Source organism: Streptomyces sp. NPDC050423 (assembly GCF_040655445.1).
Lineage (GTDB): Bacteria > Actinomycetota > Actinomycetes > Streptomycetales > Streptomycetaceae > Streptomyces.
On the sequence record NZ_JBFAJY010000027.1, the window covers coordinates 26,211 to 44,124 of the forward strand.

At 71.0% G+C, this 17,914-nt stretch carries 16 protein-coding genes and 1 pseudogene; 11 read left to right on the forward strand and 6 right to left on the reverse strand.

Annotated features, from left to right (window positions below; all coding sequences use genetic code 11):
* Positions 1-2: 2 nt before the first annotated feature.
* Together AB0I52_RS20505 and AB0I52_RS20510 are read right to left on the reverse strand one after the other, a co-directional pair.
* Positions 3-785, reverse strand: coding sequence for an anti-sigma factor (locus AB0I52_RS20505; protein ID WP_363074495.1), 783 nt, complete (start codon positions 783-785; stop codon positions 3-5).
* On the reverse strand, positions 782-1,366 hold the full coding sequence (locus tag AB0I52_RS20510) for a sigma-70 family RNA polymerase sigma factor (protein WP_363074497.1): 585 nt from the start codon (positions 1,364-1,366) through the stop codon (positions 782-784). The genes AB0I52_RS20505 and AB0I52_RS20510 overlap by 4 nt, the downstream gene beginning before the upstream one ends.
* Positions 1,367-1,555: 189 nt before the next feature.
* Between AB0I52_RS20510 and AB0I52_RS20515 the strand changes: the two genes are divergently transcribed.
* From AB0I52_RS20515 to AB0I52_RS20525, 3 genes are all read left to right on the forward strand, one after another.
* Positions 1,556-2,218: a PadR family transcriptional regulator gene (locus tag AB0I52_RS20515; RefSeq protein WP_363074499.1), complete on the forward strand. Its 663-nt coding sequence runs from the start codon at positions 1,556-1,558 to the stop codon at positions 2,216-2,218.
* Between the two features lie 212 nt (positions 2,219-2,430).
* Positions 2,431-3,444 carry an ATP-binding cassette domain-containing protein gene (locus AB0I52_RS20520; RefSeq protein ID WP_363074501.1) on the forward strand — a complete coding sequence of 338 codons (1,014 nt, stop codon included), beginning with the start codon at positions 2,431-2,433 and terminating at the stop codon, positions 3,442-3,444.
* The gene (locus tag AB0I52_RS20525) at positions 3,441-4,220 is read left to right on the forward strand and encodes an ABC transporter permease (protein ID WP_363074503.1); all 780 of its coding nucleotides are present in this window, start codon (positions 3,441-3,443) and stop codon (positions 4,218-4,220) included. Before AB0I52_RS20520 ends, AB0I52_RS20525 begins: the two co-directional genes overlap by 4 nt.
* Before the next feature lie 79 nt (positions 4,221-4,299).
* Here the strand turns inward: AB0I52_RS20525 and AB0I52_RS20530 are convergent, their stop codons facing one another.
* Together AB0I52_RS20530 and AB0I52_RS20535 are read right to left on the reverse strand one after the other, a co-directional pair.
* Complete coding sequence (locus AB0I52_RS20530) at positions 4,300-5,142, reverse strand: siderophore-interacting protein (protein ID WP_363074505.1); 843 nt, start codon at positions 5,140-5,142, stop codon at positions 4,300-4,302.
* Between the two features lie 74 nt (positions 5,143-5,216).
* Positions 5,217-6,125: a 5'-3' exonuclease gene (locus tag AB0I52_RS20535; RefSeq protein ID WP_363074622.1), complete on the reverse strand. Its 909-nt coding sequence runs from the start codon at positions 6,123-6,125 to the stop codon at positions 5,217-5,219.
* A gap of 318 nt (positions 6,126-6,443) precedes the next feature.
* On the opposite strand from AB0I52_RS20535, the gene AB0I52_RS20540 reads away from it, so the two are divergent.
* The 4 genes from AB0I52_RS20540 (at position 6,444) to AB0I52_RS20555 (ending at position 11,573) form a co-directional block, all read left to right on the forward strand.
* A complete protein-coding gene (locus AB0I52_RS20540; protein WP_363074507.1) occupies positions 6,444-7,508 on the forward strand; it encodes a betaine/proline/choline family ABC transporter ATP-binding protein in 1,065 nt (354 codons plus the stop codon).
* Complete coding sequence (locus AB0I52_RS20545; protein ID WP_363074509.1) at positions 7,501-10,137, forward strand: ABC transporter permease/substrate binding protein; 2,637 nt, start codon at positions 7,501-7,503, stop codon at positions 10,135-10,137. Before AB0I52_RS20540 ends, AB0I52_RS20545 begins: the two co-directional genes overlap by 8 nt.
* 171 nt (positions 10,138-10,308) lie before the next feature.
* Positions 10,309-10,854 carry a helix-turn-helix domain-containing protein gene (locus AB0I52_RS20550; RefSeq protein ID WP_363074511.1) on the forward strand — a complete coding sequence of 182 codons (546 nt, stop codon included), beginning with the start codon at positions 10,309-10,311 and terminating at the stop codon, positions 10,852-10,854.
* 11 nt (positions 10,855-10,865) lie between these two features.
* Positions 10,866-11,573, forward strand: a complete 708-nt coding sequence (locus AB0I52_RS20555; protein WP_363074513.1) for a helical backbone metal receptor — start codon at positions 10,866-10,868, stop codon at positions 11,571-11,573.
* Here AB0I52_RS20555 and AB0I52_RS20560 read toward each other — a convergent pair.
* Positions 11,512-12,660, reverse strand: coding sequence for a TDT family transporter (locus AB0I52_RS20560; RefSeq protein WP_363074515.1), 1,149 nt, complete (start codon positions 12,658-12,660; stop codon positions 11,512-11,514). The genes AB0I52_RS20555 and AB0I52_RS20560 overlap by 62 nt on opposite strands.
* A gap of 70 nt (positions 12,661-12,730) precedes the next feature.
* On the opposite strand from AB0I52_RS20560, the gene AB0I52_RS20565 reads away from it, so the two are divergent.
* Together AB0I52_RS20565 and AB0I52_RS20570 are read left to right on the forward strand one after the other, a co-directional pair.
* Positions 12,731-13,663: a LysR family transcriptional regulator gene (locus AB0I52_RS20565; RefSeq protein ID WP_363074517.1), complete on the forward strand. Its 933-nt coding sequence runs from the start codon at positions 12,731-12,733 to the stop codon at positions 13,661-13,663.
* A gap of 81 nt (positions 13,664-13,744) precedes the next feature.
* Positions 13,745-14,701 (forward strand): aminoglycoside phosphotransferase family protein, encoded by a 957-nt coding sequence (locus AB0I52_RS20570; protein ID WP_363074519.1) that lies wholly within the window; start codon positions 13,745-13,747, stop codon positions 14,699-14,701.
* Here the strand turns inward: AB0I52_RS20570 and AB0I52_RS20575 are convergent.
* Positions 14,669-15,388, reverse strand: a complete 720-nt coding sequence (locus AB0I52_RS20575; protein ID WP_363074521.1) for a gamma-glutamyl-gamma-aminobutyrate hydrolase family protein — start codon at positions 15,386-15,388, stop codon at positions 14,669-14,671. The two genes, AB0I52_RS20570 and AB0I52_RS20575, sit on opposite strands and share 33 nt — an antisense overlap.
* A gap of 215 nt (positions 15,389-15,603) precedes the next feature.
* On the opposite strand from AB0I52_RS20575, the pseudogene AB0I52_RS20580 reads away from it, so the two are divergent.
* Both AB0I52_RS20580 and AB0I52_RS20585 read left to right on the forward strand, forming a co-directional pair.
* Positions 15,604-16,435, forward strand: a pseudogene (locus tag AB0I52_RS20580) (transposase).
* A 107-nt stretch (positions 16,436-16,542) separates the two neighbouring features.
* A complete protein-coding gene (locus tag AB0I52_RS20585) occupies positions 16,543-17,910 on the forward strand; it encodes a glutamine synthetase family protein (RefSeq protein ID WP_363074523.1) in 1,368 nt (455 codons plus the stop codon).
* Positions 17,911-17,914 lie beyond the last annotated feature (4 nt).

A 17,914-nucleotide genomic window follows, 5' to 3' on the forward strand; every position in this document is an offset into this window, starting at 1 on the left:
CCTCATGCCGAGGGCAGCTTCATCAGCGCCAGGGGAGCGGAGGTCGGCCGCTTGGACCCGCCCGCCGGCTCGACCGAGATGCCCATGCCCGTGGCGCCGCCCACCGGCCCGTCGAGCAGGGCCGCGTAGGTCGTCGACGAGGGGCCGGTCGCCCGCATCAGGCCCGCGGACCGCATCGTGCCGCCGTCGTCGAACCACAGCTGGTAGACCTTGCCGCCCGGCGCCTGCGCCAGCCCGGAGGCGAGGAACACGGCCCGGTCCCGCGTCCTGGAGACCACCACGGTGCCCTTCACGCCGTCGCTCAGGGTGGCCGAAGCGGACCGGGCGTCGGGCGCCGAGACGACCTCGGCCACCTGCGCGCTCCGTTGCTCGGCGGCGTGGGCCTCGGACCGGGCGTCCCGCGCCTCCTGGTTCTGCCAGGCGGCGATGCCGCCGAAGCCGGCTGCCGCGGCCAGGCACGCGGCCAGCGCGAACTTCGACCACCGCCCGGCCCGGCCCGTGCCGTCCCGGCCCGCGGCGCCCCCGCCGGAGCGGGCCCGCCGGCCGGTGGACGGCGACTCCTGACGTACGGTCGCGATCTCCCGCAGCACCCGCTCGCGCAGCTCCCGCGAGGGCGTGGCCGACGCGGCGAGGCCGAGCCGGGTCGCCGTCTCCGACAGCTCCCGCACCTCCACGGAGCAGGCCTCGCAGTCGCCCAGGTGGCGTTCGAACTCCCGGCGTTCGGTCTCCGGGAGCGCGTGCAGGGCGTAGGCCCCGGTCAGTGTGTGAAGCCCGGCGTCGCTCATGCGCTCACCCCGAGGCAGTCGCGCAGCCGGATCAGTCCGTCGCGCAGTCGAGTCTTGATCGTTCCGAGCGGCACCGCCAGCAGCTCTCCCACCTCGCGGTAGGTCAGTCCGCGGTAGTACGCCAGCGTGACGGACTCCCGTTGCAGTTCCGAGAGGGTCCGCATACAGCGGCGGACCTGCTCCCGCTCCAGCCGGCTCTCCACCTGTTCGGTGACGTCGTCGAAGGCGGGGGTGTGGTCGAGCAGCGCGGCCCTGTGCTCACGGGCCGTCGTCGCCTCCACCGAACGCACCCGGTCCACGGCCCGGTGATGGGCCAGGGTCAGCACCCAGTTCATGGCGCTGCCGCGGGCCGCCTGGAAGCGCGGCGCGGTGCGCCAGACCTCCACCAGCACCTCCTGTGCGACCTCCTCCGACTGGGCGGGGTCGCGCAGGACGCTTCTCACAAGGCCGAGCACCGGGCCGCAGACCGCCTCGTAAACCCGGGCGAAAGCGTCCTGATCACCCCGGGCGACCCTTCCCAGGAGCTCCTGGAGATCGGGCCCGGCCGAGGCTGGTCCGCTGATGTGCACGGCTTCCTTCACGCGGGCTTCCTCCCGGGGCGGTCATCGGTCTCCAGGGGTGATTCGGAGCCGGTGGCGGTGCGGATTGGCCGGTGGGGAAAATCCTTCCACGCCTTCGGATTTCGCGATACATCGCGGTTGACGGGTTCCGGGAACTCGCGATATGTTCGGCCACGAGTATTCGACGGCGAGGAAAGGGTGGCGGGGGCGATGGCCAAGCGGCGCAAACTCAGCAATCCTCTGGCGCTCACGGTGATGGTGCTGCTCGCCGAGCGGTCCATGCATCCGTACGAGATCGCCCAGACCCTGCGCCGCCGGGGCAAGCAGCACAGCGTCAAGATCAACTTCGGTTCGCTCTACACCGTGGTCCAGAACCTGGAGAAGCACGGCTACGTGGAGGTCACGGGCGTACAGCGACAGGGCAACCGCCCCGAGCGCACGCTCTACGGCATCACGGAGACCGGGCGGGCCGAGATGCTGGAGTGGCTCTCCGACATGATCGCGGTCCCGGCCGCCGAGTTCCCCGCCTTCGACACGGCCCTGTCGCTCCTTCCCGTCCTGCCGCCGGGCGAGGTGGCCGAGCTCCTGGCGGACCGGGAGCAGGCACTGGCCGTGCAGGCGGCGGCGCTCCGGGGGGTGCTCGGCCAGCTGGGCGACGCGCTTCCCCGGGTCTTCGTCGTGGAGTCCGAGTACCAGGTCCACATGATCGAGGCACAGCTGGAATGGATCAGGGGATTCCGTGAGGAGCTCCGTGACGCCACCATCAGCGGCATCGAGGAGTGGAAGTCCTTCCACGAGACCGGCGAGGTCCCGCAGGACTGGCAGGACCTCGACGAGCAGGAGATCGTCCTCGACCCCGAACGCACGAGGTGACGGGGAGAGGGAGAACGGAAAAGACCCCGGCAGGCGCTGTTGGAGCAGCGCGCGCCGGGGTCTCGAACCCCGGACCGGACATGCCGTGAAAGCGGGCCAGGCGATCGAGGTGCGGCACACCCAGGATAGCCCGGCACTCCTCACGCGGAACGGACCGGCGTACCGGGCACCCGGAGACCCGGGTGCCCCGCCGACCACAGGAGAGCTCTGTCATGAGCACCCGTACGCCCGCAGTAGAGGCGCGACAGCTGATCAAGACCTACCCAGGTGACGTCACCGCGCTGAACGGCATGGACCTCACCGTCTCACCCGGCACCGTCTTCGGGCTCCTCGGGCCCAACGGCGCGGGAAAGTCCACCACCGTCAAGATCCTCACCACGCTCGCCCGCCCCGACTCCGGCACCGCCTCGGTCGCCGGGCACGACGTCCTGCGCCACCCGGACCGGGTCCGAGGGGCCATCGGCGTGGTCGCCCAGAAGTCCGGCGCCGACCCGGTCGCCACCGGCCGCGAGAACCTGCTGCTCCAGGGCCGGCTGTACGGGATGCGGGGCGCCGCCATCCAGCACCGCGCCGACGGGCTGCTGGACCGCTTCGGCCTCGCGGACGCCGCGAAGCGCCAGGTCAAGGGGTACTCCGGCGGTATGCAGCGCCGCCTCGACGTGGCGCTCGGTCTGGTCCACCGCCCCGAGGTGCTCTTCCTCGACGAGCCGACGACCGGACTCGACCCCGAGGCCCGCACCGCGATGTGGGAGGAGATCTCCCGGCTGGCCGGCGAGGAGGGCCTGACCATCGTGCTCACCACGCACTACCTGGAGGAGGCCGACCGGCTCGCCGATCGCATCGCGATCGTCGACCGCGGCCGGATCGTCGTCGAGGGCACCCCCGACGAGCTGAAGGGCGAACTGCGCGGCGACGCGGTCCATCTGGAGCTGCGCGCCGAGGTGGACCGCAGCGCCGTCACCTCCGTACTCGCCGGGCTGCCCGGCGTGCACGAGGTGCTGGTCGAGGGCCGCCGGGTCAGCGTCCGGGCCGAGGACGGAGCAGCGGCCGTGCCGGTGCTGCTGGGCGCCCTGGAGCGGGCCGGTTCGGCCGTCGCCGCGGCCACCGTCGCCCGTCCCTCCCTCGACGACGTCTATCTGCGCTACGCCGGCCGCCGCTTCTCCGACGCGGAGTCCGCGGGTTCGCAGGGCATCCACGTACCGGTCGCCGCGGGAGGCACCCGATGAGCAGTCAGGCCCTGGCCCAGACCTGGTACATGACCCAGCGCCAGCTGATGGCGATCCTCCGGCAGCCGGTCTTCCTGGTGATCTCGCTGATCCAGCCGGTGATCTGGCTGTTCCTGTTCGGCAACCTCTTCAAGAAGGTCGTCGAGCTGGGCGGCTTCGGCACCACGTCCTATCTGGACTACCTGATCCCCGGCATCGTCGTGATGAGCGCGCTGGGATCGAGCATGTGGGCCGGAATGGGCATCCTGGAGGAGATCGAGCGCGGCACGCTCAACCGCTTCCTGACGACACCGGTCAGCCGCAACGCCCTGATGAACGCCAACGTCGTGCAGAACGGCATCAGCACGGCCGCGCAGTCCCTGGTCATCGTCCTGCTCGGCCGGGCCGCGGGCGCCACCTACCCCGGCGGGGCGGGCGGACTGCTGATCCTGGTCGTCGCCTCGATCCTGCTCGGCACGGTCTTCGGCGCGTTCTCCAACGCCCTGGGCATGCTGGTGCGCCGGCGGGAGTCGATCATCGGCATCAACACCTTCCTGCTGCTGCCGCTGACCTTCCTGTCCTCGTCCTTCATGGCCCCGAGCCAGATGCCGTCGTGGATGCGCCACATCGCCGACTTCAACCCGGTCAACTGGGCGATGGTGGCCGGACGTTCGGCCCTGACCGCGGAACCCGACCGGTGGCTGGTGCTCAGCCGCGGGGGAGCGCTGCTGGTGCTCGCCGCGGTCGCCGTGTGGCTGTCGACCCGGACCTTCCGCTCGTACCAGAAGTCGGTCTGACCGGCCGGCACGCAGCGCACACGGCGGTGCCCCGGTCCGAGGACCGGGGCACCGCCGTGCCGGACTCCGCGTACGTGTCCTACGCGGCGCTCTCCTGCTCGCGCTCCACCTGTGCGTTCCACTCGCGCTTGACCGAGCGCCAGGCGTCGTCGTTCTGGCCCAGGCGCCAGTAACCCGAGATCGACAGCTGGGGCAGTGGGATGCCGCGGTCCAGCCGCAGATGGCGCCGGATGTCCTTGACGAAGCCCGCCTCGCCGTGGACGAACGCCTGCACCTCGCCCGCCGGGAACTCCAGTTCCTTCACGGCGGCGGTGAGCGCCTCACCGACCGGGCGGTCGCCCCGGTGCAGCCAGTTCACCCCGATGCCGTCCGGCGTCGTGATCTTCTGCTCCTCCGTGGCGTCCGCGACCTCGATGAAGGCGTGCACCACCGCGTTCGCGGGCATCTGCTCCATCGCCGCGGCGATGGCCGGCAGCGCGCTCTCGTCGCCCACCAGGAGATGCCAGCCGGCCGAGGCGTCCGGGCCGTAGCCGCCGCCGGGTCCCAGGAACGTCACCGGGTCACCGGCCGCGGCACGGGCCGCCCACGGGCCGGCGAGGCCCTCGTCGCCGTGCACCACGAAGTCGATGGTCATCTCCCGGGTGGCCGGGTCCCAGAAGCGCACCGTGTACGTACGGGTGGTGGGCCACAGCTCGCGCGGGAACTCCTCGCGGATGCCGGCCATGTCGAAGGGGTGCGCGTACTCGGCGCCCTCGGGGGCGAAGCAGAGCTTGACGTAGTGATCGCTGTAACCGGAGAGCGCGAAATCCGCGAGACCGTCACCGCCGAGCACCACCCGGATCATGTGCGGGGTGATCTGCTCGGTGCGCAGGACCTGCGCACCCTGCGCCTTGGGGGCCTGTCGCGCCGGTCGTTCTGCCACGAGGTTCTCTCCCTGTTTCGGATACCCGGACCACTGACCGAGAAATCGGCCTTAGGGTTACCTAACCTAACACCTCAGTGCCGAAGTGTGGAGAGGAGGCGCTGCAGGGCGCCGCCCAGCCCCCACTGGTCCGCAAGCGCTTCGAGCGCCGCCGGGTCGCGCGGCTCGGCGGGGAGCGCGGGGTCGAACGCGGGCAGCGGTACGTCACCGGCGACCCGGACCACCGTCGGCGCGACGGCCACGTAGTCGCGGGCCTCGTCGAGCCGTTTGCGCTGCGAGGGCGTCAGCTTCGCGGCCGGGTCGTCCACCGCCGCCATGATTCCGGCCAGATCACCGAAGGCGTCCAGCAGCTTCGCCGCCGTCTTCTCGCCGATGCCGGGCACGCCGGGCAGCCCGTCGCTCGGGTCGCCGCGCAGCAGTGCCAGATCGACATAGCCGGAGCCGTCCACTCCGTACTTCTCGCGCAGCCAGGCCTCGTCCGTCACCTGGAGCGAGCCGACGCCCTTCAGCGGGTAGAGCACCCGCACCCCGCGGGCGTCGTCCACCAGCTGGTAGAGGTCCCGGTCGCCCGTGACGATGTCCACCGGACCGGTCGCCAGGCCGGCCAGCGTGCCGATCACGTCGTCCGCCTCGTACTGCGCGACGCCGACCCGCGCGATGCCCAGGGCATCGAGCACGTCCTCGATGATCGGCACCTGCGGGGCCAGCGTGTCGGGCGTCTCCTCCTCGTCGGGCAGCCCCTCGGCGGTCTCCACCGCCACCCGGTGCGCCTTGTACGAGGGGATCAGCTCGACCCGCCAGTGCGGCCGCCAGTCCGCGTCCATGCAGGCGACCAGATCGTCCGGCCGGTGGTCCTGCACCAGCCGGCCGATGAAATCGAGCAGTCCGCGCACGGCGTTGACCGGCGTCCCGTCCGGCGCGCGCACCGAGTCGGGGACTCCGAAGTAGGCGCGGTAGTAGAGGGAAGCGGTGTCGAGGAGCATCAGGCGTCGCGTCACACCCCTGATGATGCCGCACCCCGCCGACAGTGGCCGCCGAGGACGCGGTTCCCGATCCCGGGCCGCTTTTGTGTGAGCTGGGTCACTCTTGTGTTTGGCCCGCGTAAGCGGGGGCAGGCGCGGCATCGGAGCGGACCACGTCGCATTTTCAACTAGTGCACGTGCCTGCGGACCGAATCCGCGCGCTCCACGGTCTGCCGGAGGGGGTGGCAGACCGTTTTCGGTTCAACGCGTGAGGTGTATGTGTCAAGGCTGCAAGCCGAACACTTGTACAAGGTCTTCGGCAGACGACCCGATCAAGCCGTGCAGAAACTCGAGAGCGGCTCCAGCCGCGATGAGCTGCGCGCCGAGGGAACGACCGCAGCGGTGATCGACGCATCGTTCACCGTTGAACCGGGACAGATCTTCGTTGTGATGGGTCTGTCCGGGTCCGGCAAGTCGACGTTGCTGCGGATGCTCAACGGGCTGCTGGAGCCCACTGCGGGGAAGGTGCTGTTCGACGACCAGGACCTGACCGCACTGACTCCCGCCGAGCTCCGCCATGTCCGGTCCACCAAGATCAGCATGGTGTTCCAGCACTTTGCGCTCTTCCCTCACCGGAGCGTGCTGGAGAACGCCGGCTACGGCCTGGAGGTGCAGGGCGTGCCGCGCGACGAGCGCAACCGCCGCGCCGCTGAGGCCCTGGAGATGACCGGCCTGGCCGGCTGGGAGAGCTCCTGGCCCGACGAGCTGTCCGGCGGTATGCAGCAGCGTGTCGGCCTGGCCCGCGCACTGGCCACCGACGCCGACCTGCTCCTGATGGACGAGTCGTTCAGCGCCCTCGACCCGCTCATCCGCCGCGACATGCAGGACCAGCTCCTGGCACTGCAGAAGCGGCTGAAGAAGACCATCGTCTTCATCACCCACGACCTCAACGAGGCCATGCGCCTCGGTGACCGCATCGCCGTGATGCGCGACGGGGAGATAGTCCAGCTCGGCACCGCCGAGGACATCCTCGTCACCCCGGCCAACGACTACGTCGCCTCCTTCACCCAGGACGTGGACCGCTCCCGGGTGCTGACCGCGGGCGCGATCATGGCCGAGCCGCACACCGTCATGGGCACCAGGACCGACGACGGCAAGGAACTCCGTACTCCGCAGGACGTCCTGCGGGAGGCACCCGCCACCGTTACCGAGGGCACCCCGATCATCGAACTGTTCACGCCCTGCTCGCAGAGCGGTGTCGCGGTCGCCGTGACCGACGACAAGGGCAAGCTCATCGGAGTAGTGCCCCGGGCCCGGCTGCTCGCCGTGCTCGGTGAGCCGATGACCCCCGCCGAGGCTCCTCAGGACGCCGCGGCCGCGCTGAAGAAGGTGGCCAGTGTTTAGGCTCCACCTCGGCGACTGGGTCGACTCCGCCGTCGACTGGCTCCAGACCCATCTGGCCTGGCTCTTCGACGCCATCAGCTCCATAGTCAGCGGGATGTTCGACGGCATAGCCGCCGTACTCTCCGCCCCCGCACCCCTGCTCTTCGCGGGCATCGTCGCTGTCATCGCCTGGTGGCTGCGCGGCCTGCTCGCCGGTGTACTCGCGTTCGTCGGCTTCGCCCTCATCGACTCGGTCGAGTTGTGGGACGAAGCGATGGACACGCTCACCCTGGTACTCGTCGCCACCATCGTGACGCTCGTGCTGGCCGTGCCGCTCGGTATCTGGGCGTCCCGGTCCAAGACCGTCAGCGCGGTGACCCGGCCGGTCCTCGACTTCATGCAGACCATGCCCGCCATGGTCTACCTGATCCCGGGCGTCATCTTCTTCGGCGTCGGCGTGGTCCCCGGCATCATCGCCACCATCATCTTCGCGCTGCCCCCGGGCGTCCGGATGACCGAGCTCGGCATCCGCCAGGTCGACGCCGAGCTCGTCGAGGCGGCAGAGGCCTTCGGCACCACCTCGCGCAACACCCTGCTGCGGGTGCAGCTGCCGCTCGCGCTGCCCACGATCATGGCAGGCATCAACCAGGTCATCATGCTGGGCCTGTCCATGGTGGTCATCGCCGGCATGGTCGGCGGCGGCGGCCTCGGCGGCTCCGTCTACCGTGCCATCGGCAACGTCGACGTCGGCCTCGGCTTCGAGGCCGGTATCTCCATCGTCATCCTGGCGATGTACCTGGACCGGATGACCAGCGCCCTGGGCCGCGAGGTCTCCCCGCTGGCCCGCCGCGCGCTCGCCAAGGCGCAGGCCGCGGCCGGCGGACTCAAGGTGTGGAACTACCGCCCGCAGCCCGTTGTCGCCGTGGCCGGCATCGTCGCCCTGGCCCTCGTGGCCGGCGGCATGGGTGTGTTCGGCTCCTCGGACTCGGACGACACCGCGAGCAAGGACCCGAAGAACATCGGGGCCGGCAAGACGATCAGCATGGGCTACATCCCGTGGGACGAGGGCATCGCCTCCACGTTCCTGTGGAAGGAACTGCTGGAACAGCGCGGCTTCAAGGTCGACGTCAAGCAGTACGAGGCCGGCGCGCTGTACACCGGTATGGCCAACGGCCAGATCGACTTCGAGACCGACTCCTGGCTGCCGGTCACCCACGCCGCGTACTGGAAGAAGTACAAGGACCGCCTGGAGGACATGGGCTCCTGGTTCGGACCCACCTCCCTGGAGCTGGCCGTCCCCTCGTACGTGAAGGGCGTCGACTCGCTCGACGACCTCAAGGGCAAGGCGTCCGAATTCAAGGGCCGGGTCGTCGGCATCGAGCCGAGCGCCGGTGAGACGGGCCTGCTCAAGGACAAGATCCTGCCGGGCTACGGCCTGGACAAGGAGTACAAGGTCGTCGACGGCTCCACGCCGTCGATGCTGGCCGAGCTGAAGCGCTCGTACGCCAAGAAGGAGCCCATCGTGGTTCCGCTCTGGTCGCCGCACTGGGCGTACAACCAGTACGACCTGACCAAGCTCAAGGACCCCAAGAACCTCTGGGGCAAGGGCGACGGCATCCACACGCTGACCCGCAAGGGCTTCTCCGACGAGAACCCCGAGGTCGGCAAGTGGCTGAAGAACTTCAAGATGACCGAGGACCAGCTCACCAGTCTTGAGGCGCAGATCCAGAAGAGCGGATCCGGCAAGGAGCAGGTGGCCGTCCGTACCTGGCTCAAGGCCAACGCGGGATTCGCCGACAAGGCGGCCCCGGTCGCGAAGGCCGCCACCTCCAAGGGCGCCGACGGCAAGGACGAGCGCGAGCGCGCCGTCGAGATGGCCTGGTTCCCGTGGGAGGAGGACATCGCCGCCACGTACCTGTGGAAGGCCGTCCTGGAGGACCGCGGTTACAAGATCAACCTCAAGCAGTTCGAGGTCGGCCCGATGTACACCGCGATGTCCCGCGGCCAGATCGACGTGCAGTTCGACGGCTGGCTGCCGTACACCCAGAAGAACTACTGGGACAAGTACGGCTCGAAGCTGACGGACATCGGCTCGTGGTACGGCCCCACCTCGATCGAGGTCGCGGTGCCGAGCTACGTCAAGGACGTGAAGTCCCTGGCCGACCTCAAGGGCAAGAGCTCCCAGTTCAAGGGCCGGATCATCGGCATCGAGCCGGGCACGGCCACGATGGAGAACCTCAAGAAGAACGTGCTGCCGCAGTACGGCCTCGACAAGGAGTACAAGGTCGTCGACTCCTCGACGCCCGGCATGCTCGCCGAGCTGAAGCGCGCGTACGCCAAGAAGGAGCCCGTCGCCGTACTCCTGTGGACCCCGCACTGGGCCTACAACGAGTACGAGATGACGAAGCTCCAGGACCCCAAGAAGGCCTTCGGTGAGGGCGACCGCCTGCACACCATCGGCTCCAAGGACTTCCCGAAGAACTACCCGCAGCTCACCAAGTGGTTCAAGGACTTCAAGCTGAGCGAGGACCAGCTCGCCGGCCTGGAGAACGAGATCCAGAAGCTCGGTACGGGACACGAGGAAGAAGCCGTGAAGGCCTGGATGGCGAAGAACCCGGGCATCGCGGACAAGATGGCTCCCCAGCAGTAACCCCCGTCGCGGCCCCGCCAGGGGGCGCGGCACCGGAAGGGGTGGGCACCGCCGGCGGCGGTGCCCACCCCTTTCGGGCTGTCCGGACGCCTCATTACCGGCCGTCCTCGCGTAACCGTGTGCGTAAGGTGCTGGCAGCCGGAAGGATGGAGAGTCGGGAGGGAGCCGGACATGGACGACAAGGAAACACTCCGGGTGGGCGCGGCAGTCCGCAGACAGCGCAGATCCCTGGGACTCACGCTGGCCGCGGTCGCCACGCGCAGTGGCCTGTCCGTACCGTTCCTCAGCCAGATCGAGAACGAGCGGGCCAGGCCCAGCGCCAGATCCCTGGACCGGGTCGCGGACGCCCTGGAGACCACCCCCGCACGCCTGCGGGCCGCCGCCGACTCGGCGCGCGCCGTCGACGTCGTGCGCGGCGGGCAGGAGGACGGGGCACGCAGGGTGGTGCGCGGACGTCATCAGCTCAGCGCCCTCGAATTCACCGGCGAGCTCGATCTGGGGCGCGAGTTCCAGCACCGCAACGACGAGGTGATGTACGTGGCGGAGGGCGCCGCCGAGGTCGAGGCCGAGGGACAGGCCTATCGGCTGGAGCGCGGGGACACGCTGTTCCTCTCGGGCGGGGTGCGCCACCGCTGGCGGGCCACGGTGCCCGGCACCCGGCTGCTGTTCGTCGCGGTCGCCGAGCACGTCGACGCGACGTTCGACCCGCGTCGCTGAGGAGGATTCCCGTGCGCGTCGTGTCCCTCGTCCCCTCCCTCACCGAGGCCGTCGCCGGGACCGCGCCCGGTCTGCTCGTCGGTGTCACCGACTGGTGCACCCACCCCGCCGGGCTGCGCGCCGCCCGCATCGGGGGCACCAAGAACCCCGACGTGCCCGGGATCCTCGCCCTGCGCCCGGACCTCGTGGTGGCCAACGAGGAGGAGAACCGGGAACCCGACCTCGCCGCGCTGCGGGAGGCCGGCACCGAGGTCCTCGTCACCACCGTCCGCACCCTCGACGAGGCGTTCGCGGAACTGGACCGGCTCCTGACCGGTGCCTGCGGACTGCCCAGGCCCCGGTGGCTGGACGAGGCCGAGGCCGCCTGGGCGGCCGTGGCGCCGCCCTCCGGCCCGCGCCGCGCGGTCGTCCCCGTCTGGCGCAAGCCCTGGATGGTCCTGGGCCGCGACACCTTCGCCGGCGACCTGCTGGCCCGGCTCGGCGTCACCAACGTCTACGCGGACCACGCCGAGCGCTACCCCCGTGTCCCGCTCGACGAACTGAACGCGGCCGGCGCCGACCTGGTCGTGCTGCCCGACGAGCCCTACCGGTTCACCGCCGCCGACGGGCCCGAGGCCTTCCCGGCGCTGCCCGCCGCACTCGTCGACGGGCGGTTCCTCACGTGGTACGGGCCGTCACTGGTGCGGGCCCCTGCGGCGCTGCGAGCAGCGCTCCGCTGAGCAGCCCGCGCACGGTGCGGACACCGGCCACCGCCCAGGCCGTCACCAGCAGCACGTAGAGCGCGACGGCCAGCCAGGTGAACGCCGTCAGGCCGGTGTGCCTGGCCAGTCCCGCGGCGCCCGTGACGCAGGTGCCGACGGGAAAGGTGAAGCCCCACCACGTCATGCCGAACGTCATCCCGCCCCGCATCGCCCGCACCACCATGGCACCGGCCAGCGCCAGCCACATCAGCGCGAACCCCATGACCGGCACCCCGTACAGCACGGCGAAGGCGCCGAGCGCGGAGGCGTACGGAGCCCGGATCGCACCCGGCGCCACATCGGCGAGCGCGTTGACCGCGGTCGTCGACTGGCCCAGCGGACCGAGCACCAGGAACAGTGTGGGCGTCAGCATGAGCGGCAGCGGACCCTGGTGGACCAGCCGGGAGAAGATCAGCGGCAGCATCACCAGCGTCGCCAGCAGGCTCAGCCCGAACATCGCGTAGCAGCCCAGCAGCAGCGCCTCCCGCCACTGGCCGGCCGGCAGCTCCGGCACCAGCAGCGGACCGAGAGCCGCGGAGACCATGGGCGCGACCACGGGAAGCAGCCACACCGGGGACGCGGTCCCGGGCTCCGGGCGGTGGCGCACCACCATCAGGTACGGGATCGCCACCGCGACGAACAGCCCGGTCAAAGTGCCCGCGGTGAACAGCACCACATCCAGCACGAGGGCCGCCTGGTGCCCGATCACATCCTTGCCCACCACCATCCCGGCGCCACCCACGGCCAGCAGCGCCATCGAGAGACAGCCGTAGAACGGGGCGACACCCGGGTCCAGGAGATGGGTGCGGGCCTGGTCGCGGTGCGAGGCCCAGTGCCCGGCGCGCGCCGTGAGCACCGCGGCGAGCATGAGTGCGGCCAGCACCCACACGACCGCGCAGACCGCCCGCAGCCCGGGGACGTGCACGGGCAGGGCGGCGCCCGCGCTCGCGACGATCGAGGTGCCCATGACGGTCGCGTACCAGTTGGGGCCGAAGTACCGCAGTGCGGGGCGCCGGGCCGTGCGGGCGTGCGGGAACGCGGTGCGGGTCTGCGGAAAGATGGCCATGCCACGATTCTTGGTTCCGCGGCCGTCCCCCACCAGGGAGTCCCTCCCTATGAGGTCATAAGGTGGACTTATGACCAGTGATGTACCTGCGCTTCTGTCCCACCGGGTGCCCGATCTGGGCGCGCTGGAGCTGCTCCTCGCCGTCGCCCGGCACGGCAGTCTCGGCCGGGCCGCACGCGACGTCGGCATCTCCCAGCCTGCCGCCAGCAGCCGCATCCGGTCGATGGAACGGCAACTCGGCCTCGCCCTGCTCGACCGCTCGCCCCGCGGCTCCCGCCTCACCGACGCGGGCGCGCTCGTCACCGACTGGGCGCGCCGGGTCGTCGAGGCCGCCGAGGCGTTCGACGTGGGCGCCCAGGCGCTGCGGGACCGGCGCGACTCCAGGCTGCGGGTCGCCGCCTCCATGACCATCGCCGAGTACCTGCTCCCGGGCTGGCTGATCGCCCTGCGCGCCGAACGGCCGGACACCGCGGTCTCGCTGCTCGCCGGCAACTCGTCGGCCGTCGCCCGGCGGCTGCTGGCCGGCGAGGCGGACCTGGGGTTCGTCGAGGGCCTGTCGGTGCCCGAGGGGCTCGACGGGACCGTCATCGCCCACGACCGCCTGGTCGTCGTCGTCGCCCCGTCCCACGCCTGGGCCCGCCGCCGCACCTCGCTGACCCCGCGGGAACTCGCCGGGACCCCGCTGATCCTGCGCGAGCACGGCTCCGGCACCCGGCAGGTCCTGGACGCCGCCCTCGCCGTCCACGGCGGACTGGCCCAGCCGCTCCTGGAACTCTCCTCGACCACCGCGGTGAAGGGGGCGGCCGAGAGCGGCGCGGGACCGTGCGTGCTGAGCGAACTGGCTCTCGGGGAGGAGCTGTCGTCCCGGCGGCTGGTCGAGATCCCGATCGCCGGGGTCCGGCTGCGGCGCCAGTTGCGCGCGGTCTGGCCATCCGGGCACCGCCCGGCGGGCCCGGCCCGGGACCTGCTCTCCCTGACGCGGTCCGGCCGGCCCGGCGACTGAGCACGATGCGGCGGCCCTCACGGAGTCGTGCGGTCCGTAAACGCCTGGCCCGCGCCCCGGCCGAGCAGGAAGGATGGGCGGATGACCGCAACCGCACCGCCCGCCCGCGGCGTCCGCCACGCGTGGGCCGACCTGCCCGTCGCCGTGCGCCGCGCCGTCGAGGACATCCTCGGCTCACCCGTCGTCGAGGCCCGCAGCCAGAGCGGCGGCTTCTCGCCCGGCGTCGCCGCACGGGTGCGGCTCGCGAACGGCGGGCGGGCCTTCGTCAAGGCGGTGAGCGCCGAGGCGAACGCCGGCAGCCCGGACCTGCACCGCGCCGAGGCCCGCCACACCGCCGCCCTCCCGCCGCACGCCCCCGTACCCCGGCTGCTCGGCTCGTACGACGACGGCACCTGCGTCGCGCTCGTCCTCCAGGACATCGAGGGCCGTCAGCCCCGCGTCCCCTGGGACCCGGCCGAACTGGACCGCGTCCTGGCCGCGGTCGGCGCACTCGGCCGGCTCCTCACCCCGGCCCCGGCCGACGCGCCGCCCGTCGCCAAGCGCGAGGCCTCGATGTTCACCGGCTGGCGGACCCTGCACGCGGCAGGGGGCGACGCCCGCCTCGATCCCTGGGCGGCACGCCGACTCGGCGCACTCGCGGAACTGGAGTCCGGCTGGGTGGAACCCGCCACGGGCGACAGCCTCGTCCACGCCGATCTGCGCGCCGACAACATCCTGCTGACCGAGGACCGGGTCGTCTTCGTCGACTGGCCGCACGCGATGCGCGCCGCGCCCTGGTTCGACCTGCTGGCGATGCTGCCGTGCGTCGCGGCCCAGGGCGGCCCCGACCCGGAGACCGTCTTCGCGGCGCATCCGCTCGGCCGGGACGCCGACCCCGACGGCGTCACCGCCGTACTCGCCGCCCTCACCGGCTACTTCGTGGCGCACTCGCTGCGCCCCGCCCCGCCGGGCCTGCCCACGCTGCGGGCGTTCCAGGCGGCCCAGGGCGCGGCCGCACTGGACTGGCTACGCGGCAGGCTCGCCCACCGGCCCGCGTAGCCGCGCGGCCGCCACCAGCGCCGCCATCACCCGCACGTCGCCGCCCGCCTCCGGATGCCACTGCACCCCGAGCACCCATCCGGGACCCGGCAGCTCGACGGCCTCCACCGTGCCGTCCGCCGCATGCGCCGACGCCACCAGACCCGCGCCGAGCCGGTCCGCGGCCTGGTGGTGGTAGGTGGGCACGTCGCAGTCGCCGGGGACCACGGAGGCGTACCGCGTCCCCGGCACCGGCGTCACCGTGTGCGTCCCGAACACCCCCGCCGCTCCGCCGGGGCCCGCGTGCCCGTCCAGGTGCTGCGTCAGCGTGCCGCCCAGGACCACGTTCAGCAGCTGCATCCCCCGGCAGATCCCCAGCAACGGGGTGCCGGATTCCAGCGCGGCCCCGATCAGGGCGCACTCCCAGGCGTCGCGCTCCGGCGCGGGCGGCCCGGTCCGCGGATCGCGCCCGGCCCCGTACCGCGCCGGGTCCACATCCGGCCCGCCCGCGACCACCACCGCGTCGAGGCGCGCCACCACCGACGCCGCCAGCTCCGGCGAGTCCGGTGGAAGCAGCGCGGCCAGGCCGCCCGCCTCACGGACCAGCCGGCTGTAGCCGGCCGGCAGCAGGGTCGCGGGCAGATCCCAGACGCCCCAGCGCGCCGAGGCCTCCAGATACGTACTGATCCCGATCAGCGGGCGGTTCATCGGATCTCCCTCTCGCACGGCACGCGGAACGCATCGGCACCTTGAGGTACTGCTCAACGGTGCTCCGCCGCAGGACCCTGCGGAGCAGGACGGGGACCAGAACCGGTCGTGAAGACGACATGGATTCCCCTGCGGATATCGGGATCTGTTCCCCAGCGCGGTGTCATTCGCCAACGGTATTGTGTTATGCGGACCGACCGAAGGGGGTGGGCTGGATGATCCGCGCGTACAAGTTCCTCTTACGGCCCACCGTGGGCCAGGCGATCGCGCTGGGCGAGATGCTGCGCGATGATTGCTCGCTCTACAACGGTGCGTTACAGGAACGCCGTGACGCTTACCGGCACCCGTCGAGGACGAGCATCAAGTACGGGATGCAGTCCGGGCAGCTCAAGGACATCCGGGCCATCGACCCCCGGTGCCAAGGCCGGTGGTCCTTCAGCTCGCAGCAGGCCACGCTTCGTCGGCTGGACAAGGCGTTTACCGCGTTCTTCCGCAAGCTTGAGGCCGCACAGCGGGCCGTGTCCCGGTTCCCCCGTTGTAAGGCCAAGGACCGAACCCGTAACCACCAGCGAGCGGTGGAGAAGGTCGCGGCCCCGCACGGCACGGTGCGGCGTCGACGGCTCGACCACGCACACAAGACCGCGCTCGCCCTGGTCCGCGAGCACGACTTCATCGCGCACGAAGACCTCAAGATTCGCCATATGAGCAAGGCCCCCGCACCGAAGCCCGACCCTGACAGACCGGGTGTGTTTCTGCCCAACGGTGCCATGGCAAAAGCCGGGTTGAACCGTTCGATCGCTGATGCCGGATGGGGGGTGTTCCTGACGATCCTGAACGCAAAGGCTGAGAGTGCCGGGCGGGAAGTGATGGCCGTGGACCCCCGCAACACCTCCCGCACGTGTCCCGCATGCGGGCACACCGCGAAGGAGGACCGGCCCACACAGGATTCACTGCGTCGGCTGCGGCCACACCGCACACGCCGACGTCGTCGGAGCACTTAACGTTCTACGGGCCGGGCCGGTCCGTCGCAACGCCAACACGGCATAGCGAGAAGCCGCGCCCTCACGGGCGAGGAGGAGTCACAGATTTGGATCATCTGCGTTGTGGCGTTGTGGTTGTGTTGGCTGAGTCGCCCGCGAGGAGAGGATCCATCCGTGTCCGACCGAACAGCCCCGCTCGCCGTCGAGGAACTGCGCCTCCTCGTCGACAGCGGTGAGATCGACACCGTGGTCCTGGCCTTCCCCGACATGCAGGGGCGGCTCCAGGGCAAACGCTTCGCCGCCGGCTTCTTCCTCGACGAGGTCGTGCCGCACGGCACCGAGGGCTGCAACTACCTCCTCGCCGTAGACACCGACATGAACACCGTCGACGGCTACGCCATGTCCTCCTGGGACCGCGGCTACGGCGACTTCGCCATGCACCCCGACCTCGCCACCCTGCGCAGGGTGCCCTGGAACGAGAGCACCGCGATGGTCACCGCCGACCTCGCGTGGAGCGACGGCTCACCCGTCGTCGCCGCGCCCCGCCAGATCCTGCGCCGCCAGCTGGAACGCCTCGCCGAACACGGCTACACCGCCCACGCCGGCACCGAACTCGAATTCATCGTCTTCAAGGACACCTACGAACAGGCCTGGGACCGCGGCTACCGCGGCCTCACCCCGGTCAACCAGTACAACGTCGACTACTCCGTCCTCGGCACCGGCCGCGTCGAACCCCTGCTGCGCCGCATCCGCAACGAGATGGCGGGCGCCGGCCTCACCGTCGAGTCGGCCAAGGGCGAGTGCAACCCCGGCCAGCACGAGATCGTGTTCCGTTACGACGAGGCCCTGGTCACCTGCGACCAGCACGCCGTCTACAAGACCGGCGCCAAGGAGATCGCCGCGCAGGAGGGCGTCTCGCTCACCTTCATGGCCAAGTTCAACGAGCGCGAGGGCAACTCCTGCCACATCCACCTCTCGCTCCGGTCCACCGGCGACCCCGGACGCAGCGTCATGGCGGACGAGGACGGAGCCATGTCCCCGGTGATGCGGCACTTCCTCGCCGGCCAGCTCGCGGCCCTGCGCGACTTCTCGCTCCTCTACGCGCCGAACATCAACTCCTACAAGCGCTTCCAGCCCGGCTCCTTCGCCCCGACCGCCGTCGCCTGGGGCGAGGACAACCGCACCTGCGCGCTCCGCGTCGTCGGCCACGGCCGGTCCCTGCGCTTCGAGAACCGCCTCCCGGGCGGTGACGTCAACCCGTACCTCGCCGTCGCCGCACTCGTCGCCGCCGGCCTCCACGGCATCGAGCACGGTCTCGAACTGCCCGAGCCCTGCGCGGGAAACGCCTACACCGCCGCGTACGACCACGTCCCCACCTCCCTGCGCGAGGCCGCCCGGCTCTGGGAGCACAGCGAGATCGCGGAGGCGGCCTTCGGGGCCGAGGCCGTCGCGCACTACGCCAACATGGCACGCGTCGAACTCGAAGCCTTCGACGCGGCGGTGACCGACTGGGAGATCAAGCGCTCCTTCGAACGTCTGTGAGGAC

Excerpts from the sequence above, each read along its gene's own strand:
- AB0I52_RS20505 (WP_363074495.1), bottom strand. The coding sequence starts at position 785 with ATGAGCGACGCCGGGCTTCACACACTGACCGGGGCCTACGCCCTGCAC.
- AB0I52_RS20515 (WP_363074499.1), top strand. The coding sequence starts at position 1,556 with ATGGCCAAGCGGCGCAAACTCAGCAATCCTCTGGCGCTCACGGTGATG.
- AB0I52_RS20520 (WP_363074501.1), top strand. The coding sequence starts at position 2,431 with ATGAGCACCCGTACGCCCGCAGTAGAGGCGCGACAGCTGATCAAGACC.
- AB0I52_RS20525 (WP_363074503.1), top strand. The coding sequence starts at position 3,441 with ATGAGCAGTCAGGCCCTGGCCCAGACCTGGTACATGACCCAGCGCCAG.
- AB0I52_RS20535 (WP_363074622.1), bottom strand. The coding sequence starts at position 6,125 with ATGCTCCTCGACACCGCTTCCCTCTACTACCGCGCCTACTTCGGAGTC.
- AB0I52_RS20550 (WP_363074511.1), top strand. The coding sequence starts at position 10,309 with ATGGACGACAAGGAAACACTCCGGGTGGGCGCGGCAGTCCGCAGACAG.
- AB0I52_RS20560 (WP_363074515.1), bottom strand. The coding sequence starts at position 12,660 with ATGGCCATCTTTCCGCAGACCCGCACCGCGTTCCCGCACGCCCGCACG.
- AB0I52_RS20565 (WP_363074517.1), top strand. The coding sequence starts at position 12,731 with ATGACCAGTGATGTACCTGCGCTTCTGTCCCACCGGGTGCCCGATCTG.
- AB0I52_RS20570 (WP_363074519.1), top strand. The coding sequence starts at position 13,745 with ATGACCGCAACCGCACCGCCCGCCCGCGGCGTCCGCCACGCGTGGGCC.
- AB0I52_RS20575 (WP_363074521.1), bottom strand. The coding sequence starts at position 15,388 with ATGAACCGCCCGCTGATCGGGATCAGTACGTATCTGGAGGCCTCGGCG.